This is a genomic window from Streptomyces sp. NPDC002144, from assembly GCF_053593695.1.
Genome location: NZ_JBSFDB010000018.1, coordinates 151,704 through 170,184, shown reverse-complemented (window position 1 = coordinate 170,184; position 18,481 = coordinate 151,704). Strand labels below are relative to the sequence as shown.

Below are 18,481 nucleotides of genomic sequence, written 5' to 3'. Positions count from 1 at the left end.
ATGGGCCCCACTCTCGCATCAGCTCCCGCCCTCGGGCGTCACCGCTTCAGGAGTCGTACCGACAGACCTTCCGTCGTGTAGACGGGTACGGCCCGCAGCCGGTCGGAGTTCAGCTCCACGCGGTCGAACTGGCCGCGTAGCGCCGGAGCCGCCAGGACGCGCACCGTGCTTCCCGCGGCCGGCGGCCGGTCGGCGTCGAGCTGCAGCGACAGCACGCTGCCCGTGCCGAGCAGCGCCCGGCACGTCACCTCCAGGGCGGGCTCGTGGCCCGAGCGCAGCGTGAGCGCCAGCGTGGCGGACTCCTGGGAGTAGACGCCGTGCACCTGCACCGGGCGCTGCACCCGCAGCGTGCCGCCGGACACCCGCACGTCCCCGTGGCCCAGCGCGTGGGACGAGGCGGCGACCAGCGTGCCGTCCTTCACCACGGTGCCGCCCGTGTACGTGTTGTGGCCGGTCAGGGTGAGCGTGCCGGTGCCCCGCTTGGTCAGCCCGCCATCGCCGTCGATGTCGTTGCGCCAGCTGTCGGCCGCGCCGAAGCCGCCCGCGGCCGCGTCCAGCGTCACCGTCACGTCGGTGTCGAAGGCGCCGTAACCGTCGGCGGCGGCGAACAGGTTCAGCCGCCCCCACTGCTCGAAGCCGTCCAGCAGCACGTACCCGGAGGGCAGCGCGGTGGTCCGCAGCACCTCCCGGCGCTGGTCGGCGTCGAGGTAGGGCAGCCGCGTCTCGAGCAGCACCTCCGCGCCCTTGGGCACGGTCAGCGGCACGTTCCGGCCCCGGCGGGTGAGCACGTACGTCAGGCGGGGCGCGACCGCGCAGGCGTTGGCGTCCCGGTCGGCGTAGGGGTCGGAGGCGTCGGAGTGCGCGTAGGCGAAGAGGGTGTCGGCATTCGTGCCGGTCTTCTGGGTGAAGTAGGCCAGGGCCTGGGCGCGTGCGGCCGCCTTCAGGCTCGCGTTCGCCGGGTCGGCCAGGGTGGCGGCGGCCAGCGCGGTGGCCATGATGCGGCCGCCGATCACGTCGACCGTGGAGTGCATGCCCGCCACGATCCGGGTGTGGCTGAGTTCGAGGGACCGCGTCACCAGCTCCTGGAAGCGCTCCGGCACGGCGTACGCGTAGGCGAGGCCGGCCAGGTGGAAGGCGTTGGTGTGGCCGCTGGGGAAGCCGCCGTCGTCGGTGGGGGAGGTGTTGCGCTGGCGCAGCAGCTGGGGCGCGACGACCACCTGGGAGTCGTAGACGGGGTAGCCGAACGCGTCCGTTTTCCCGGTGTCGACGACCTGGCTGTCCTCGTTCATGCGCCAGGGCCGCGGGTACTGGTAGGCGTACTTGGACGGGTTGCCCGACGCCCAGGTGCCGCGGACGGTGTCGACCAGCTCGGCCACCTTGCCGAGATCGGAGTCGTGCGAACCGGCCCCCTGCGCCGAGCCCGCCGGGGCGCCGGCCGGAACGGCGTCGCTGACGGTGGTGGGCGGAGTGCCGTCGGGGGCGCTGGTGATCGAGGTGACCGCCTTGGCGCCGGCCTTGTACAGGTCGGCCAGCGGACCAAGTCCCGCGATCATCGCGTAGCTCTGGTGCTGGCGGTCGTAGATGAACGCCTCCTTGGCCTGCTCCTCCGTGCGCGTACGCGTGATGCGGATGCTGTACCGGACGTTGGCGCGCAGCAGGTCGGGCTGAAGTGGCGTGCCGGTGTTCCAGGCGCCGCCCGTCTTCCACACCTGCGCGAAGCCGCCGAGGATCCGGACGACCGCGTTCGTCTCCGGCGTGAGGTTCGCCGGGAGGTTGGTCCTGTAGTCGTCGACGAACGCGGCGGGGCCGGTCGCGGCCTTGGCGTCCGCGGCGGCCAGCCAGGAGGCGAAGGTGGGCGCGGCCAGCACACCCGCCGAGGCGCCCAGGGAGGTCTTCAGGAAGCCCCGTCTGCCGACGGAGGGGGAGCGGTGCCCGGCAGATGACGGCATGCGTGTGCCTCTCTTCAGTTCTGCGGCCGTGCGGCCGAAGGGGGTGACATGGCGTGCGCTCGTGGGGGACTCGTGGACGGCGCGTGAGCCGCCCGGGTCGACCGACGCGTCTGTGCGAAGATCTACGGCCGGTTCGTGTCCCGGCGGAGGGGGTTGGGCGGCCGGGACCTGTCGTGCGGGTGAACGCGGTGTCAGCCGGGGCGCCGGCCGGACATGCTGTCGTAGAACGGCGTGCCGGGAGCGACGTCCGAGGGCGTGACGGGACGGCCGGCGGCGCCGGAGGCGTACAGGGCGGCCACCAGGGAGAGGGTGCGGCGGGACTCGGCCAGCGGCACGGGCGGCGGGGTGCCCTCGCGCAGACTGGTCAGCACCTTGGCGAACTGCGCCCAGTGACCGCTGCGGGAGTTCTGGGCGCCGGCCCCGTCCCCGGTGCCGGCCATGGCGGCCTTCCACTCGGTGAGGACGTGGTCGTGTCCCGGTGCCGGGGTCACCCGCCAGTCCTCGTCCCGGTAGCCGTACAGGTGGGTGACCTCGACGGTGGCGTACTCGAAGTCGTAGCGCAGGTAGGACTCCTGGCGCGGGGAGAGGGAGCTGTTCACCACGGAGGCGACGGCGCCGTTCGCGAACGTCACGTGCGCCATCGAGACGTCCTCGGTCTCGGTACGGCGTGCCTGGGTCCTGGTGAGGGCCTGTATCCCGGTCCAGCCGCCCAGCAGGTCCAGCATCATGTCCATCTGGTGGATGCCCAGCCCCATGGTGGGCCCGCCGCCCTCGGTGTCCCAGCGGCCGCGCCAGGGCACGTCGAAGTACGACTGGTCGCGGAACCACGTGGTGTGGCAGACCGCCAGCAGCGGGCGGCCCAGCACTCCCGAGGCGGCCAGGGACTTGAGCGCGGCCTGGCCGCGGCCGAAACGGTGCTGGAACACGGTCGCGAACCACGGCGGTCCGCTCGCGGCACCGGCGATCTCGTCGAACTCCCGCAGGGACAGCGCGGGGGGCTTCTCCACCAGCACACTGGCACCGGCGCGCAGACAGGCGAGGGCCTGGTCGCGGTGGAGACCGGGAGGTGTGCACAGGTACACCAGGTCGGGGCGGGACCGCTCCAGCAGCACGTCGAGGTCGTCGTAGTCGGCCGGGGCCCCGTGCTTGGCCAGGAAGGCCTCCAGCCGGGTCCGGTCGGTGTCCGCCGCGGCCACGATCCTCGAGGGGACCGGGCCCGGGGCGGTGAGGGCGGCCGCGTGGTCCATGGCGACGTCGCCGGTGCCCACGACCGCTATCCGTATTTCTTCGTCCTTCACGCGTGCTCCGTCTTGATCGGGCTTGTGGGGGGCTGGAGGGCGGCTCATGCGAGGTAGGTCGCGGAGCGGGCGTGCTCGATCGTCAGCGCGCTCACGCCGGTGATCGCCGCGTCGAAGCCCAGGTCGCTCACCGCGATGCGCGGCACCCAGGGGATGCGGCCGACGAGGCGCCGGGTCAGCTGCTCCGCCGACTCCTCGCTGTACTGGGCGAAGGCGCCGGCGAGCACGATGACCTGGGGCGAGAGCACGACCGAGGTGGCGACGAGGGCGAGGGCGATGGAGTCGAAGAACTCGTCGCGGGCCTGCTCGGCCTCGCTGTCGCCGGTCCGGCAGCAGGCCATCATCGCGCGGAACGCGGGACCGATGCGCTTGCCGTGCAGACCCTCCCGCGCGGCGAACGGAAGCACCTGCGCCGCCAGGGTGGAGTCGACGTCGCCCTGCTCCGTGAAGTAGCGGGAGAAGGACGCGCTGGAGGTGAGCAGGAAACCGATCTCGCCCGCCGCCGAGCGGTGCCCGCGGTGCAGACGCGCCTCGTTGATGATGCCCGCGCCGAGTCTGGCGCCGAGCACCAGTGCGACGGCGCTGTTCGCGTTCGCGAGGGCGCCGCTGTGCCACTCGCCGTAGGCCGTCGCGTTGGCGTCGTTCTCGACGAGGATCGGCAGTCCGCTGCGGGCCGAGACGATGTCGGCGAGCGGCACCTCCTGCCAGTCGAGCTCGACCGCCTTGGTCACCACGCCTTCGTGCACGATCCCGGGAACGGTGATGCCGACGGCGACGATCGGGGCCGTCACCCCCGTCTCGGGCGAGGTCAGCCGGTCGACGAGCGCGAGCAGTCCGTCGATGCGCGCGGCGCCCGCGTCCTGGCCCTCCAGGGCGAAGGTGTGGCTCTCCTCGTGGAGGGTGCTTCCGCCCAGGTCGACGAGGCGCCCGCGGGCCGTGTACTCGGTGACGTCGACGGCCATGATGGCCCGGGCCGACGAGGCGAAGCGCAGCAGGGTCGAGGGCCTGCCGACCGACTGGCGCACCTGGCCCGCGGCCTCGACCGCGCCCTCCTCCATGAGGGCGGCGCACAGCCGCTCGATGGTGGCCGAGCCGAGGCCGGTGCGCTGCTGGATGTCACGCCGGGACAGTGGGCCGTGCTCCCGCAGGACGTCTAGTATCGCGGTCCGGTTGATCTGGGTGACGTGCCGAGTTGTCGCCGTGCGTGGCGCCGGTCGCTTCACAACCCTCCCCCATAATCCATCGGACTGAGGATAAGTCTCGTCCGCATACGTGTTCCCTGGCTGTCCGGAGATTACCAGTCTTCGCCGTGTTGCCAAGGGCGGCCGAGGATTTCGGATCCGCAACGGGCCGCGATAACCCTTGTGGGTATTCCATCGCAGTGATAGGAAACGGGGACCTGCAACAACCAGCGGCCGGCGCCGGGCTCCGTCCGCTACGACGAAAAGGGATCGAAATGACCCGTGTGGGTGTGCGGCGCTCCCGCCGACTCGGCCGCGGCGGTATACGCCGCCTGGTTCCCCTCGCTGCCGTGGCCACGGCAGGTGCCCTGCTGCTCTCCGCCTGCGGGTCGGGTTCCGGCTCGGGCGGCAACTCCAAGTCGCTGACGTTCTGGATCTCCACGGTTCCGGGCCAGGACGCGGGCTGGAAGAAGCTGGTCTCCCAGTACAAGAAGGAAGCCGGCGTCACCGTCAAGCTCGTCAACATCCCCTACGACGGCTACACGACGAAGCTCCACAACGCCGCGCAGGCGAACTCCCTGCCCGATGTGGCGGCCGTGCCGGCTCTGGACCCGATCTGGTCGAACAAGCTGATCGACCTCAAGTCCATCGCCGACAACAAGAGCTACAACATCAACGCCAACTTCCTCGCCAAGGACTCCTCCGGCAAGGTGCTGTCGATCCCCTCGGACGTCACCGCCTCCGGCCTGTTCATCAACGAGTCGCTGTTCAAGAAGGCGAACGTCTCCTTCCCGACCTCGCCCGACAAGACCTGGACGTGGACCGACTTCATCGCGGCGGCCAACAAGGTCCGCGAGAAGACCGGCGCCAAGTACTCCCTGGCGTTCGACCAGTCGCCCTCCCGGCTGCGGGCCATGGTGTACGAGATGGGCGGCAAGTACGTCCACGCGGACTCCTCCGGCAAGTTCTCGGTGGACGACGCGACGAAGAAGGCCGTGAAGACCTTCGTCGGCTGGAACGACGACAAGACCATGCCGAAGTCGGTGTGGACGAGCGGCGCCGACCCGTCCGCCATGTTCCAGAGCGGTGACGTGGTCGCCTACTGGTCCGGCGTCTGGCAGGTCGCGTCCTTCGCGGAGAGCATCAAGAAGTTCGACTGGGCGAGCGTCCCGACTCCCGCCCAGCCGGTGCAGGCCAGTGACGTCAACAGCGGCGGCATGATGGTCGGCTTCAACAACAACGGCGCCGCGGCCACCGCCGCGCAGAAGTTCATGAACTGGATCTACGACCCGAAGCAGTACACCGAACTGGTGGAGTCCTCCGGGTTCCTCCCGGTCGAGAGCGGTCTGAACCCGAAGTACCCCTTCACCTCTCCGGCGGCGCAGGCGGCGTTCAAGCTGTACAACCAGGAGATCCCGCTCTACGCCCCGATCTCGGGCTACTTCAACAGCGCGCAGACCGAGTGGGCGCTGAAGGGCAAGAGCATCACCGAGGACCCGACCAAGACGGAGCTCGGCAAGGCGATCAACGGCCAGCAGTCGCCCGACAAGGCCCTGGAGAACATCGTGGCCGGCTACAACCAGCAGGTCGGCGGCGCATCGTAGGACAGTGGGCCGGGCGGCGGACCGAGACTCCGCCGCCCGGCCCCCGCGCGTGCCCACGTGATGTCGGGCTCATCGGCGTGAGCCCACAGGAATCCATTCCACCAGCACGGAGTCAGGAAGATGACCAAAAGCGCCTCGGACGTGTCCGTGAGTCCGCCCAGGAGACGCAGTAAGTACACCCTTGCGCCGCTCGTCCTCATCGCGGGCAACGTCGTGCTCTTCGGGCTGTTCTTCGTGTGGCCGGCGGTGATCGGGCTCGTCTACTCCTTCACGAACTACACCGGTGTGGGGGCGTTCCAGTTCATCGGACTGGACAACTACCACCACCTGTTCGGGGACTCCACCTTCTACGACGCCCTGACCCGGACGGTGTTGTACGCCGTCCTCTTCGTCCCGCTGAACTTCGCGCTCTCCCTGCTCGCCGCAAACCTGGTGGTGAGCAAGCACGCCAAGGGCGCGTCGGTCGCCCGCGTCATCTTCTTCATCCCGTGGCTGCTGTCGCCCATCGTCGTGGGTGTCCTGTGGCGGTGGCTGTTCGGTGAGAACTTCGGCCTGGTCAACTACGTCATCGAGAAGCTCGGCGGAAGCGCCGTTCCCTGGCAGTCGAACGCGGACCTGTCGCTGCTGGTGGTGGTGATGGCGGCGTCCTGGGCCTGGACGGGTTTCACGATGCTGCTGTTCATAGCGGCGATCAAGAACGTGCCGGTGTCGTACTACGAGGCGGCCTCGCTCGACGGCGCCGGGCCGTGGCGCCAGTTCATCAGCATCACGCTGCCGAGCATCGCGCCCACCTCGTTCATCGTCATCCTGCTCAACACGATCAACGCGATGAAGGAATACCCGGTGTTCGTCGCCCTCAACAACGGCGGACCCGGAACCTCGAACAACCTGCTCGTCCAGTACATCTACGAGACCGGCTTCAAACGGGGCCAGATCGGCTACGCGAGCGCCGCGTCGTTCGTGCTCATGCTCATCCTGATGGCCGTCGCGATCGTCCAGCTGATCGTCAACCGGCGGGTGGAGAACCGATGACAACCACTGACATCCCACGCCCGGTCGAGAAGGGTTCCGGACCGGCCGTCTCCAAGAAGCGGTCCGGCGGCACCGCCACCGGTGGGCTGCGGCAGGCGGTGTCCGCGACGACACTCCTGTGGATCCTCGCCTGCCTCTACGGGCTGCCGGTGCTGTGGTTCATCCTCAGCTCCCTCAAGCCGGCCAGCGACCTGTTCTCCTATCCGCTGACGCTGGTCCCGCACCACCCCACCCTCTCGGGCTACTTCACGGCGTGGCGCAGCGCCAACTTCTCCCAGTACTTCGTCAACACGACCCTCGTGTGCGTGATCACCACGATCCTCACCGTGGGAGTCAGCTGCTGCACCGGATACGCGCTGGCCAAGTACGACAACAGGTGGCTCAAGGCCTTCTTCATCTGCATCCTGGCCACCACGATGCTGCCCGGCGAGGTCATGCTCGCCCCCGAGTTCCTGGTGGTCCGCAACCTCGGCCTCTACAACTCATTCGCCGGCATCATCCTCCCGGCCGTGCTCACCGCGACCGGATGCTTCATGTTCCGCCAGTTCTTCCTGACGGTGCCCGACGAGCTCGTGGAAGCCGCGCGCATCGACGGCGCCCGCGAACTGTCGATCTTCCTGCGGATCATGGTGCCGCTGTCCCGGCCCATCATGCTGACCCTCGCCATCCTGTCCTTCCAGTGGCGGTGGAACGACTACATCTGGCCCCTGCTGATGCTCAACGACCCCAACAAGTTCACCGTGCAGATCGGCATCCAGAGCATCGTCGGCGCACAGAACATCAACTGGTCGGTCCTGCTCGGCGCGTCGGTCATCTCCATGATCCCGCTGATCGTGATCTTCCTGGTCTTCCAGCGCTACGTCATGAGTGCCGACATCAACGCCGGACTGAAGGACTGACCTTGACCGCCCCGCTCGACCACGAGTTCGTCCGCGCGGCGGCGCTCGCCGCCGACGGATCGGCCGCCCTGCTCGAGGCCGACCCGTCGACGGAATTCATCGGGCCGCACCGCGCCCTGGCCCGGCGGGTGAAGACCCTGGTCGCGGCGTACCGCTCGCCGGAGTCGGCCCTGCACGGCAGCGAGCGGGCCGTCGCCGCCGCGCTGACCCACCTCCGTGCCCTGCGGTCCCTGCAGACGGCCTCCGGCCTCTTCGCGGGCGGCGACAACGTCGAGTCGCCGCCGGACTCCGCGTTCACCGTCAACGACGTGTGCGACGCGCATGTCCTCGCCGCGGGCGCGGGGCCGGAACTGGCTGACGTCACGGCGGCGCTCGCCGACATCGCGGGCGCCGCCACCGGCCCTCTCCTGACCGGCGGGGTGCACACCCCGAACCACCGCTGGGAGCTGTCCGCGGCGCTGGCCCGGCTGCACCGCTCGTTCCCGGACGCCCGGCTGCTCGCCCGCGCCGAGGAGTGGCTCGCCGAGGGCGTCGACATCGACGCGGACGGCCTGTACTCGGAACGCAGTGCCGTCTACGCGTCCATCGTGACCAACCCGTCGCTGCTGTTGCTGGCCGAGGTGCTCGGGCGTACCGACCTGCTGGACGCCGTCGAACGCAACCTCACCGCGACCCTGGACCTGATCAGGCCGGACGGCACGGTGGAGACCGTCCACTCGCGCCGCCAGGACCAGAGGCTGTCGTTCGCGCTCTGGCCCTACCTGCCGCACTACCGGCTGCTCGCGATCCGCACCGGCCGGGGCGACTTCGCCCGCGCGGCCCGCCTGGCGGCCGCCGACGGCATCAACGACCCCGACCTGCTCGCCCAGACCCTCCTCACCCCGGATCTGTGCCGCGCCCTGCCGGCCCCGGACGCGGAGAAGCTCCCGCGCGAGCGGTACCTCCCCACCGCACGCCTCGCCGCACACGTCTCGGCCACCGCGCACACCGTGGTGTACGGCGGCTCCGACGTGCCCGAGCACCGGCGCATCCGCTCGGGCCTCGCCTGCAACCCCACCTTCCTGCGCCTGTTCGCCGGTGCCGCCGTCCTCGACGCGGTCCGCCTCTCGCGGGCGTTCTTCGACCTGGGCCCGTTCCGCTCCGCCGACATGGAACAGCTCGCCGACAACCGGTACCGGCTCACCCAGACCCTCACCACGGCCTACTACCAGCCGCTCCCGAAGGACCTCAGGAGCGACGACGGCGCCTACCGTCTGGTGGACGAGGGCCGCTTCTCCGCGGCGATGGCCTTCCCCGACCGCCCTCAGGACGAGGTCTCCCACACGACCCGGGTCGAGGTCGACCTGCGGGAGGACGGGGCCGACCTGCGGATCGACATCAGCGGCCCAGCGGTGCCCTGGGCCCTCGAACTGACCTTCCGGCCGGGCGGCGAGCCGCAGGGCGCCGTACCGCTCGGCGACGGACGCTGGTGCCTGACGACCGAGCCGATGACCTACCGCGTCGGCGACGACGAGATCCGGGTCGAGGCCGCAGTCGAGACGGGCGAACCGCTCGCCGGACCGGAGCGGAGCGACGTACTGCGCTACGACCCGGGGCAGGACTACACCGTGGCCGGCGGCACGGACGCGACGGCCGGGAACCGCGTCTACCTCGGCGGACACGGACCGCAGACACTGACCCTCACACTGCGCGCCACATCTCAGGCGTGAAGGGCTGATCTCCTTGCACCTCCCACGCCAGCTCGGGCCGCTGCACGACCTGCCGGACACCCCGGAGGCATACGACGCGGTCCTCGCCGACGTCACCGAGCAGGCCCTCGCGCGCCTCACCCCCGAGGGCAACCTCGAGCACCCGGACGCCGACGACGACATCGGTGACACCTCGCTCGGCGTCACCTCCCTGCTGGCCCTCGCCTGGCAGCGCTCCAAGGATCCGCGCCTGCCCGAGGCGGTGCACCGCAGCCTCGCCTTCCATCTGCGCGAGCGGGTCTACCGCGAGGACAACCCCGGCTACCCGAACCTGAGGGTCCGCAACTCCGGTCTGCCGTACGCCCGTTACGTCCTCGAGGCCGGTGCGCACCCCATCGGCGACTGGCCGAGCACCGTGTGGGCGCTGCTGCAGGCGGTCAACCTACTCGACCTGGCCGAGGGACTCGTCGAGGAGGAGCAGCGGACGGAGCTGCTGGAGGTGGCGCGGGGCTACTGGCGCTGGCTCACCGAGGCGACCTTCTTCAACCCGCAGGAGGCCGGCAACCAGGCCATCGGGTGCGTGGTCGGCGGACTGATGCTCGCCCGCCATCTGCCTCACGCCCCGGCGGACGCGATGCGCGAGCGCGCCCTGCGGCTGTACCTCGACGAGATCCGCGCCCACCGGGTCCTGGACCGGGGCGCGCTGCTGCCGCCCGAGCACCGCGGCGCCTACGACAACAACTACGGTCCGATCTCCCTGTCCTTCCTCGCCCAGGCCCACCGCGTCAGTGGCGAGCCGGTCTTCGCCGAGGACGGCGACGCGCTCGCCCGCTACATCGACGCCCGTCTGACGGGCGGCGGCTTCGACAACGGCGGACCGCGCTACAGCGAACAGCACTCCGCCTTCGAGTCGGTGCTCGGGCTGCGCTACTTCAGCGCCCGCGTCGGCTCCGACCTCGGCCGTTACCGCGGCGACAGCCGCTGGGCGCGGCACGCGGCCCAACCGGACGGCGGGGTCGACGGCCACTTCGCCTGGATGCTCGTGTGGCAGATCCAGGACACCACCGGCTGGCACCGCGAACCGTCCACGGCACCGGCCCGCCATCAACTGCGCGCCGGCACGGTCTCGGTGGCCTTCGACGACCGGATGACACCGTCCGTCGTCGAGGCAGGCGGCACCTACTACCTGCCCGCCGCCGTCAACCGCCAGCACGGCTTCGGCCCGGTGCTCGACGGCTTCGTCTTCTGCCGCCCCATGGGCGAGGTCCGCGTCCGGGACGTGCGCACCGGCACGCTGACGGCGAAACTCGTCGCCAAACCGGTCGTCGGCCGTGACCACGTCCTGCGGCACGTGCGCTCCCTCTACGTCACCGACGGCACGCGGCTGTGGACGACGGTCGCCCTCGAACGCCTCCCCGGGGAGCCGTACCTGCTCGCCGGACTGCCCTACGCCGCCGACGACGGGGACCGGGTCCGCCGGACGGCGACGGGCGCGGTGGCGTCGGCCGGGACGCTGCGACTGACCCACCCGCGGGCAAAGGGGCCGGAACACTTCGACGCGCGCGCCGAACTCACCCAGGAACAGGCCGCGTTCGCCCTCGCCGCCGACCCGCGCGGCTACGGCAACCCCGACGAGGGCTGGCACCACCTCGTCAGCTCCACCGCCTACGAAGCGGGCCCGGTGCCGGACGCGCCGGAAGACCTGCACGTGTTCGCCGTACGGTACGGCTCCGCGGAGCCGCTGACCGTGACGGTCGAACCCACCGGGGAAGGGCTGACCGTACGGACGGACGCCTTCACCGCCGTGATCGGGGCCGACGACGACCGGGGGGAACCGGCACTGACACTGCGGCCCTGAGCCGGCCGCCTCACACGCCGGGCACCACCAGGTCCGCCCGCTCGCGTGTCGCCGCCACCAGCTCGGCGTTGCGCTGGTCGCTGCCCAGGACCCAGTCCACCGCCTCCTGGTGGCCCTTGCCGAACTCCTCGTGCCGGGCCACCAGGCGGCGGATCCGCTCCTCCTCGTCGAGCTCGCAGAACCAGACCTCGTCCAGTTGCTCGCGCACCCGCTTCCACGCCCCCGTGTCCAGCAGCAGGTAGTTGCCCTCCGTGACGATCAGCCGGGCCGTCGGCGGCACCGGGACCGCACCCGCGATCGGCTGCTCCAGCACCCGCTCGAAGCCGGGCGCGTAGACGATGTCCTCGCTCTCCGTCTCGTCACGCAGCCGCCGCAGCAGCGCCGCGTACCCCGCCGCGTCGAACGTCTCCGGCGCGCCCTTGCGCCGACGCAGTCCCAGCCGGTCCAGCTCGACGTCCGCGAGATGGAAACCGTCCATCGGCACCTGCGCCACCCACGGGCGCCCGGTGCCGTTCAGCTCCCGCACCAGCCGCTCGGCCAGCGTCGTCTTGCCCGCGCCGGGGCTGCCGGCGATCCCGAGGATCGCGCGCCGCCCTGAACCGGTGAGGTCACGGGCACGCAGGAGCAGGTCGTCGAAGGTCGTCGTCAGCGGCACACCGCAGAGTGTGTCACCCGCGGCGCCCCCGCACGATTGACCCATGTGGCGTGCGCCACAAGGTGTGCGTCGCGTGTGCGGGGAACCGTAGCTCTATGACGCAACTCGGTCTCCCCGAAGACATCCAGGCCTGTCTCTTCGACCTCGACGGGGTCGTCACCAAGACGGCCGTGGTGCACGCGGCCGCCTGGAAGGAGACGTTCGACGCGTTCCTGCGCGAGCGAGAGGGCGCGGACTTCCGTCCCTTCGACGCCGGCGCCGACTACGACGAGTACGTCGACGGCCGCCCGCGCGCCGACGGCGTGCGCACCTTCCTCGCCTCCCGCGGCATCGAACTGCCCGAGGGGCGGCCGGACGACCCGCCGCAGGCGGCGACCGTCAACGGGGTCGGCAACCGCAAGAACCTCCTGGTGCTGGAGAAGATCCGCACCGAGGGCGTCGAGGCGTACGACGGAACCCTGCGCTACATCGAGGCCGTGCGGGCCCAGGGCCTGCGCACGGCGATCGTCTCCTCCAGCGCCAACACCCGGGACGTACTGCGCTCGATCAAGGCCGAGGGTCTCTTCGACGTCCGCATCGACGGGGTCGTGGCCGCCGAGCGGAAACTGCCGGGCAAGCCGCACCCGGACACCTTCCTCGCGGCCGCACGCGACCTCGGGATCGAGCCGTCGCACGCGGCCGTCTTCGAGGACGCCCTGGCCGGGATGGACGCGGGCCGCTCCGGCCACTTCGGCTACGTCGTCGGCGTCGACCGGGTCGGACAGGCCGAGGCGCTGTCCGCGCACGGCGCGGACGTCGTCGTGAAGGACCTCTCCGAACTGGGAGGCCGGGCATGATCACCCACCGCTCCTACACCGTCGAGCCCTGGGCCGTGCGCGAGACCCGTCTGGACCTGGACGTCCTCGCGCAGAGCGAGTCGGTCTTCGCGCTCTCCAACGGCCATGTCGGCTGGCGCGGCAACCTCGACGAGGGCGAGCCGCACGGCCTGCCCGGCAGCTACCTGGGCGGCGTCTACGAACTGCACCCGCTGCCGTACGCGGAGGCCGGCTACGGGTATCCGGAGTCGGGGCAGACCGTCATCAACGTCACCAACGGCAAGGTGCTGCGCCTGCTCGTCGACGACGAGCCCTTCGACCTGCGCTACGGGCGGCTGACCTCGCACGAGAGGCTGCTGGACCTGCGACGGGGGGTGCTGGAGCGGACGTGCGAGTGGACGTCGCCGGCCGGGACCACCGTCCGGGTGCGCTCCACCCGCCTGGTCTCGCTCACCCAGCGGGCGATCGCCGCCGTCGCCTACGAGGTGGAGGCCGTCGACAGCCGCTCCCGTGTGGTGATCCAGTCGGAGCTCGTCGCCAACGAGAGCCTGCCCGGATCCAACGGAGACCCGCGCGGCTCCAAGGCGCTGGAGTCCCCGCTGGAGGCGGAGGAGGACGTCGCCGTCGGGCACCGGCTGCGCCTGGTGCACCGGACCAGGCGCAGCGGACTGCGGGTGGCGGTGGCCGCCGACCACATCGTGTCCGGCCCGGAACGGACCACGTACGCCAGCGAGAGCAATGTGGATGTGGCCCGGCTGACGGTCACCTCGGTGCTGGAGCCGGGGGAGAAGCTGCGGGTGGAGAAGCTGGTCGCCCACGGCTGGTCCGCCGTGCGCTCGCGGCCCGCGATGAGCGACCAGGTGGAGGCGGCCCTGGCGGCCGCCGGGCACAGCGGCTGGGACGGGCTCCTGGAGGAGCAGCGCGGCTACCTGGACGACTTCTGGGCCCGCGCCGACGTCCAGGTCGACGGGGACGAGGAGGTCCAGCAGGCCGTCCGGTTCGCCCTCTTCCACGTCCTGCAGGCCGGCGCCCGCGCCGAGCAGCGGGCGATCCCCGCCAAGGGCTTGACCGGCTCCGGCTACGACGGCCACGCCTTCTGGGACACCGAGGCCTTCGTCCTGCCGCTGCTCACGTACACCTCGCCGGGCGCCGTGGCCGAGGCGCTCCGCTGGCGGCACAGCACCCTGCCCGCGGCCCGGGAGCGCGCGGCCCAACTCGGCCTGAAGGGGGCCGCGTTCCCCTGGCGCACCATCGAGGGCTCGGAGGGCTCGGCGTACTGGCCGGCCGGCACGGCGGCCTTCCATGTGAACGCGGCGATCGCCGACGCCGTCGTGCGCTACACGGCGGCGACGGGGGACACGCAGTTCGAGTGGGAGGCCGGCACGGAACTGCTGGTGGAGACGGCCCGGCTGTGGCGTTCGCTCGGCCACCACGACCACCGGGGCGCCTTCCACATCGACGGCGTCACCGGCCCCGACGAGTACAGCGCGATCGCCGACGACAACACGTACACCAATCTGATGGCCCGGGCGAACCTCCTCGCCGCCGCCGACGCCTGCGAACGCCATGCGGACCGGGCCGCGCAGCTGGGCGTGGACGACGAGGAGAGCGCCGCCTGGCGGGACGCCGCCGAGGCCATGTACATCCCCTACAACCACGAACTCGGGGTGCACGAGCAGCACGAGGGCTTCACCCGCTACCAGCGCTGGGACTTCGCGGCCACCGGCGCGGACCAGTACCCGCTGATGCTGCACTTCCCCTACTTCGACCTCTACCGCAAGCAGGTCATCAAGCAGGCCGACCTGGTGCTGGCGATGTACACCTGCGGCAGCTGGTTCGACGAGGAGCACATCGCCCGCAACTTCGCCTACTACGAGCCGCTGACGGTGCGCGACTCCTCGCTGTCCGCCTGCTGCCAGGCCGTCATCGCGGCGCAGGCCGGTCATCTGCGGCTCGCCTACGACTACACGGCCGAGGCCGCGCTGATGGACCTGGCGGACCTGGAGCACAACACCCGCGACGGACTGCACATCGCCTCGCTCGCCGGCACCTGGACGGCCCTGGTCGCCGGCTTCGGCGGGCTGCGCCGCAACGGCACGGGCCTGTGCTTCGCGCCCCGGCTGCCCGAGCGGTTCAGCCGCCTCGCCTTCAGCCTCCAGCTGCTGGAGAGCCGGCTGCGGGTGGAGATCGGTCCGGACAAGGCCACGTACACGCTCCTGTCGGGCCCGCCGCTGACCATCAAGCACCACGGCACCCCGGTGACGGTACGGGCCGACGCCCCGGCCGTGCTCGTCGTCCCGCCCGTGCCCTCGCGCCCGGCCCCGGAACAGCCGCCGCACCGCAGGCCGAACGCCCACCGGTAGCTTTCGCCGGCTCGTGGCGTTTCCCGGCGGGCCGCTTCAGGTAGGAGTGCTGTGTCGGCGCTGGACGACCGGAGGGGGACGGGCATGGTGGCGAGTGACAGCGAGGGCCGGCTGGGGGAGGAGTTCTTCACCCCCGGCAGCGCGTCCTTCACCGAGTTCCTGGCCGCCCACCGTCCCGAGCTGCTGCCCACCCGCCGCCCCTTCCCGGACGGCGTCCGCGCCGCGCCCGACCGGTTCCCGCACGGCACCACCGTCCTCGCGCTGACCTACCGCGACGGCGTGATGATCGCCGGTGACCGCCGGGCGACCATGGGCAATCTGATCGCGCAGCGCGATCTGGAGAAGGTGCACCCGGCGGACCACCACACGGCGGTCGCCTTCGCGGGCTCGGTCGGTCTCGCCCTCGACATGGTGAAGCTGTACCAGGTCGAACTCGTTCACTTCGAGAAGGTCGAGGGCATCCCCATGACCCTCGGGGCCAAGGCGAACCGGCTGGCCGGGATGATCCGCCAGAACCTCGGGCAGGCCATGCAGGGCCTGGCCGTCGTACCGCTGCTGGCGGGCTACGACCCGGCGGCGCCCGAGGGCCGCAGAGGCCGCATCTTCAGCTTCGACGTGGCCGGCGGGCTGTACGAGAAGCAGGACTTCCACGCCGACGGCTCCGGCTCCCCCTACGCCCGGGGCGCGCTGAAGAAGCTGTTCCGGCCGGGCATGGACCGGCGCGAGTCCGCCCTGGCCGCGCTCCAGGCGCTGTACGACGCGGCCGACGACGACTCCGCGACCGGCGGTCCGGACATCAGCCGGCGGATCTTCCCGATCGTCTCGGTGATCACCGAGGAGGGCTTCGAGCGCTTGCCGGAACAGGAGACCGAGCAGCTCAGCCGCGAGATGGTCGAGCAGCGCCGCAGCCGCCCGGACGGACCGAACGCCACGCCCTGACGGCTTCTGCCCGGCTTTTTTCCTTCCCTTTACTGCACATCATTTGCAAGTACGGGAGGATGGCACAAGGCGGTCGACGGCGGCTGCCGCGCAGCCGAGAGAAGGAACGTCCCGTATGACCTGGCACCGCCTCCGCACCTCCATGACGCGGGACGAGTGGACCAGGGTCGGCGGGATGGCCGCCTTCGTCATCGCCCTGCACGTCATCGGCTGGTTCACGCTCGTCGGCATCGTGGCGCCCCAGCACTACAGCATCGGCGAGAAGTCCTTCGGCATCGGCATCGGCGTCACCGCCTACACGCTCGGCATGCGGCACGCCTTCGACGCCGACCACATCGCCGCGATCGACAACACCACCCGCAAGCTGATGGGGGAGGGCAAGCGGCCGCTGTCGGTCGGCTTCTGGTTCTCGCTCGGCCACTCCAGCGTCGTCTTCGTGCTGGCGCTGCTGCTCTCCCTCGGGGTGCGGGCGGTGGCGGGACCGGTCCGCGACGACAACTCCGAGCTGCACGACGTCACCGGCCTGATCGGCACGACCGTCTCCGGGACCTTCCTGTACGTCATCGCCGCCATCAACCTCGTCATCCTGGCGGGCATCTGGAAGGTCTTCCGGCAGATGCGCCACGGTCACTTCGACGAGGCCGCCCTGGAGGAGCAGCTCAACAACCGGGGCTTCATGAACCGGCTGCTGGGCCGCGTCATGAAGTCGATCACCAAGTCCTGGCAGATGTACCCGCTGGGCCTGCTCTTCGGGCTGGGCTTCGACACCGCCACCGAGATCGCCCTGCTGGTGCTGGCCGGCTCCGGGGCCGCCTCGGGGCTGCCGTGGTACGCGATCCTGTGCCTGCCCGTGCTGTTCGCCGCGGGCATGTCGCTGCTGGACACCATCGACGGCTCGTTCATGAACTTCGCCTACGGCTGGGCCTTCTCCAAGCCGGTCCGCAAGGTCTACTACAACCTCACCATCACCGGCCTGTCGGTCGCCGTCGCCCTGCTCATCGGCACCGCCGAACTCCTCGGCCTGCTCGCCGAGAAGCTGGAGCTGCACGGCTTCTTCTGGGACTGGGTGGCCGGACTCGACCTCAACGTCGTCGGGTTCGTGATCGTCGGCCTGTTCTTCGCCACCTGGGTGGTGGCCCTGCTGGTGTGGAAGTTCGGCCGGATCGAGGAGAAGTGGACGGCGGGCCTGGCCCGGCCGGCCGAACAGCCCGCCGAGTAGCCCCGCCCGCCCCTCAGCCGCGCACCCGCATCTCCTTGCGCCACTTCACGAACTGCAGCTCCGGATCACCGGTGTAGGACCAGGGTGTCCGGGTGGCGCGGGGTCCCAGCATCCGCAGCACGGCACCGGCGACCTCCTTGTCGCCCGCGTGACAGGCCGCGTGCGCCAGGTAGTTGAGGTCGCGCAGTTCGCCGGGGGCGACCTCGTTGTCCGTCCGGCCGATGATCCACCGCTGCCAGGTCCGGCGCACGTCGCTGGCGGCGCCGTCGTGGCTCCAGTGCTGTCCCAGGCCCACGGCGCTCTGGCCGGCGTGGCCCGCGTCGAGGGCGTAGCGGTACTCCTCCACGCGCGCGTACTGCAGCAGCACCGGCAGCGCGGAGCCCTGGGGTGCCACACCGGCCGCGTCGCGGGCGAAGTCGTACATCAGGCCGTGCGAGCCGTGCCAGCGCGCCGAGTAGTAGTGCAGGATCTGCAGATGACCCTCCACGCTGTACGGGTCGCGCCGGTGCAACTCGTCCCACCAGCGCGCCAGTTCCTGCCGCCGCACCCCCGACGGGTACAGCCGGGCCACCGAGATCAGCGAGATCCACGGCGTCGGATCGTCCAGATACGCCTCCGCCGCCTGCAGACACGCCGTCACCGCGGTGTCGACGCGGTGCGGGTCGATCGGCGTGCCCCGGCCCGCGGCGATCGCCAGGTTGAACGCCCTGGCCGTCTCCGTCGCCGCCCGCAGCACCAGCGCGTCGGCGCTGTACGGCTCGGCGGCCAGCCATGACTCCGCCGTCGAGGTGCTCGCACAGGCCTGGGCGAGCAGCCGGATGCGGTGGCCGCGGGCGAGCCAGTCCGCGCCGGTGACCCGCAGCAGGTCCCGCAGGCCCTGCCAGCGGCCGATGACGATGTCGTGGGTGGCGTTGGTCAGGACGCCGTCCCCGCAGTCGGGGTCGAAGTCGGGGGCGAAACGGTCGCGCGCCATCGGGGTCT

The 18,481-nt window shown here is 71.0% G+C and carries 14 protein-coding genes; 9 read left to right on the top strand and 5 right to left on the bottom strand.

The annotated features are described in order from the left end of the window. Positions 1-38 precede the first annotated feature (38 nt). The 3 genes from ACWCQ1_RS26590 to ACWCQ1_RS26580 all read right to left on the bottom strand — a co-directional run bounded on the left by ACWCQ1_RS26590 (position 39) and on the right by ACWCQ1_RS26580 (position 4,470). Positions 39-1,949, bottom strand: a complete 1,911-nt coding sequence (locus ACWCQ1_RS26590; RefSeq protein WP_451027535.1) for a phosphatase PAP2 family protein — start codon at positions 1,947-1,949, stop codon at positions 39-41. 191 nt (positions 1,950-2,140) lie between these two features. Continuing rightward, on the bottom strand, positions 2,141-3,247 hold the full coding sequence (locus ACWCQ1_RS26585) for a Gfo/Idh/MocA family protein (protein WP_451027534.1): 1,107 nt from the start codon (positions 3,245-3,247) through the stop codon (positions 2,141-2,143). Between the two features lie 44 nt (positions 3,248-3,291). Continuing rightward, a complete protein-coding gene (locus tag ACWCQ1_RS26580; protein ID WP_133043734.1) occupies positions 3,292-4,470 on the bottom strand; it encodes an ROK family transcriptional regulator in 1,179 nt (392 codons plus the stop codon). A gap of 233 nt (positions 4,471-4,703) precedes the next feature. On the opposite strand from ACWCQ1_RS26580, the gene ACWCQ1_RS26575 reads away from it, so the two are divergent. From ACWCQ1_RS26575 to ACWCQ1_RS26555, 5 genes are all read left to right on the top strand, one after another. Continuing rightward, positions 4,704-6,032 (top strand): ABC transporter substrate-binding protein, encoded by a 1,329-nt coding sequence (locus ACWCQ1_RS26575; RefSeq protein ID WP_133043735.1) that lies wholly within the window; start codon positions 4,704-4,706, stop codon positions 6,030-6,032. Positions 6,033-6,152: 120 nt separating this feature from the next. Continuing rightward, positions 6,153-7,064, top strand: coding sequence for a carbohydrate ABC transporter permease (locus tag ACWCQ1_RS26570; RefSeq protein WP_133043736.1), 912 nt, complete (start codon positions 6,153-6,155; stop codon positions 7,062-7,064). Then, complete coding sequence (locus tag ACWCQ1_RS26565) at positions 7,061-7,963, top strand: carbohydrate ABC transporter permease (RefSeq protein WP_451027533.1); 903 nt, start codon at positions 7,061-7,063, stop codon at positions 7,961-7,963. The genes ACWCQ1_RS26570 and ACWCQ1_RS26565 overlap by 4 nt, the downstream gene beginning before the upstream one ends. A 2-nt stretch (positions 7,964-7,965) precedes the next feature. Beyond that, complete coding sequence (locus tag ACWCQ1_RS26560) at positions 7,966-9,672, top strand: hypothetical protein (RefSeq protein WP_451027532.1); 1,707 nt, start codon at positions 7,966-7,968, stop codon at positions 9,670-9,672. 13 nt (positions 9,673-9,685) lie between these two features. Next, a complete protein-coding gene (locus ACWCQ1_RS26555; protein WP_451027531.1) occupies positions 9,686-11,509 on the top strand; it encodes a hypothetical protein in 1,824 nt (607 codons plus the stop codon). Positions 11,510-11,519: 10 nt separating this feature from the next. Here the strand turns inward: ACWCQ1_RS26555 and ACWCQ1_RS26550 are convergent, their stop codons facing one another. Next, positions 11,520-12,158: a nucleoside/nucleotide kinase family protein gene (locus ACWCQ1_RS26550; RefSeq protein WP_133043952.1), complete on the bottom strand. Its 639-nt coding sequence runs from the start codon at positions 12,156-12,158 to the stop codon at positions 11,520-11,522. Between the two features lie 101 nt (positions 12,159-12,259). Between ACWCQ1_RS26550 and ACWCQ1_RS26545 the strand changes: the two genes are divergently transcribed. From ACWCQ1_RS26545 to ACWCQ1_RS26530, 4 genes are all read left to right on the top strand, one after another. Next, positions 12,260-13,000, top strand: coding sequence for an HAD family hydrolase (locus ACWCQ1_RS26545; protein ID WP_133043740.1), 741 nt, complete (start codon positions 12,260-12,262; stop codon positions 12,998-13,000). Then, entirely contained in the window at positions 12,997-15,342 is a 2,346-nt protein-coding gene (locus ACWCQ1_RS26540; protein ID WP_358601027.1) for a glycoside hydrolase family 65 protein, read from the top strand. Before ACWCQ1_RS26545 ends, ACWCQ1_RS26540 begins: the two co-directional genes overlap by 4 nt. A gap of 84 nt (positions 15,343-15,426) precedes the next feature. Further along, the gene (prcB, locus tag ACWCQ1_RS26535) at positions 15,427-16,281 is read left to right on the top strand and encodes a proteasome subunit beta (protein ID WP_133043742.1); all 855 of its coding nucleotides are present in this window, start codon (positions 15,427-15,429) and stop codon (positions 16,279-16,281) included. A 115-nt stretch (positions 16,282-16,396) separates the two neighbouring features. Continuing rightward, positions 16,397-17,500 carry a Nickel transporter NicT gene (locus ACWCQ1_RS26530; RefSeq protein WP_358601030.1) on the top strand — a complete coding sequence of 368 codons (1,104 nt, stop codon included), beginning with the start codon at positions 16,397-16,399 and terminating at the stop codon, positions 17,498-17,500. A 13-nt stretch (positions 17,501-17,513) separates the two neighbouring features. On the opposite strand, the gene ACWCQ1_RS26525 is transcribed toward ACWCQ1_RS26530, so the two are convergent. Beyond that, positions 17,514-18,473 carry a hypothetical protein gene (locus ACWCQ1_RS26525; RefSeq protein ID WP_133043743.1) on the bottom strand — a complete coding sequence of 320 codons (960 nt, stop codon included), beginning with the start codon at positions 18,471-18,473 and terminating at the stop codon, positions 17,514-17,516. Positions 18,474-18,481 lie beyond the last annotated feature (8 nt).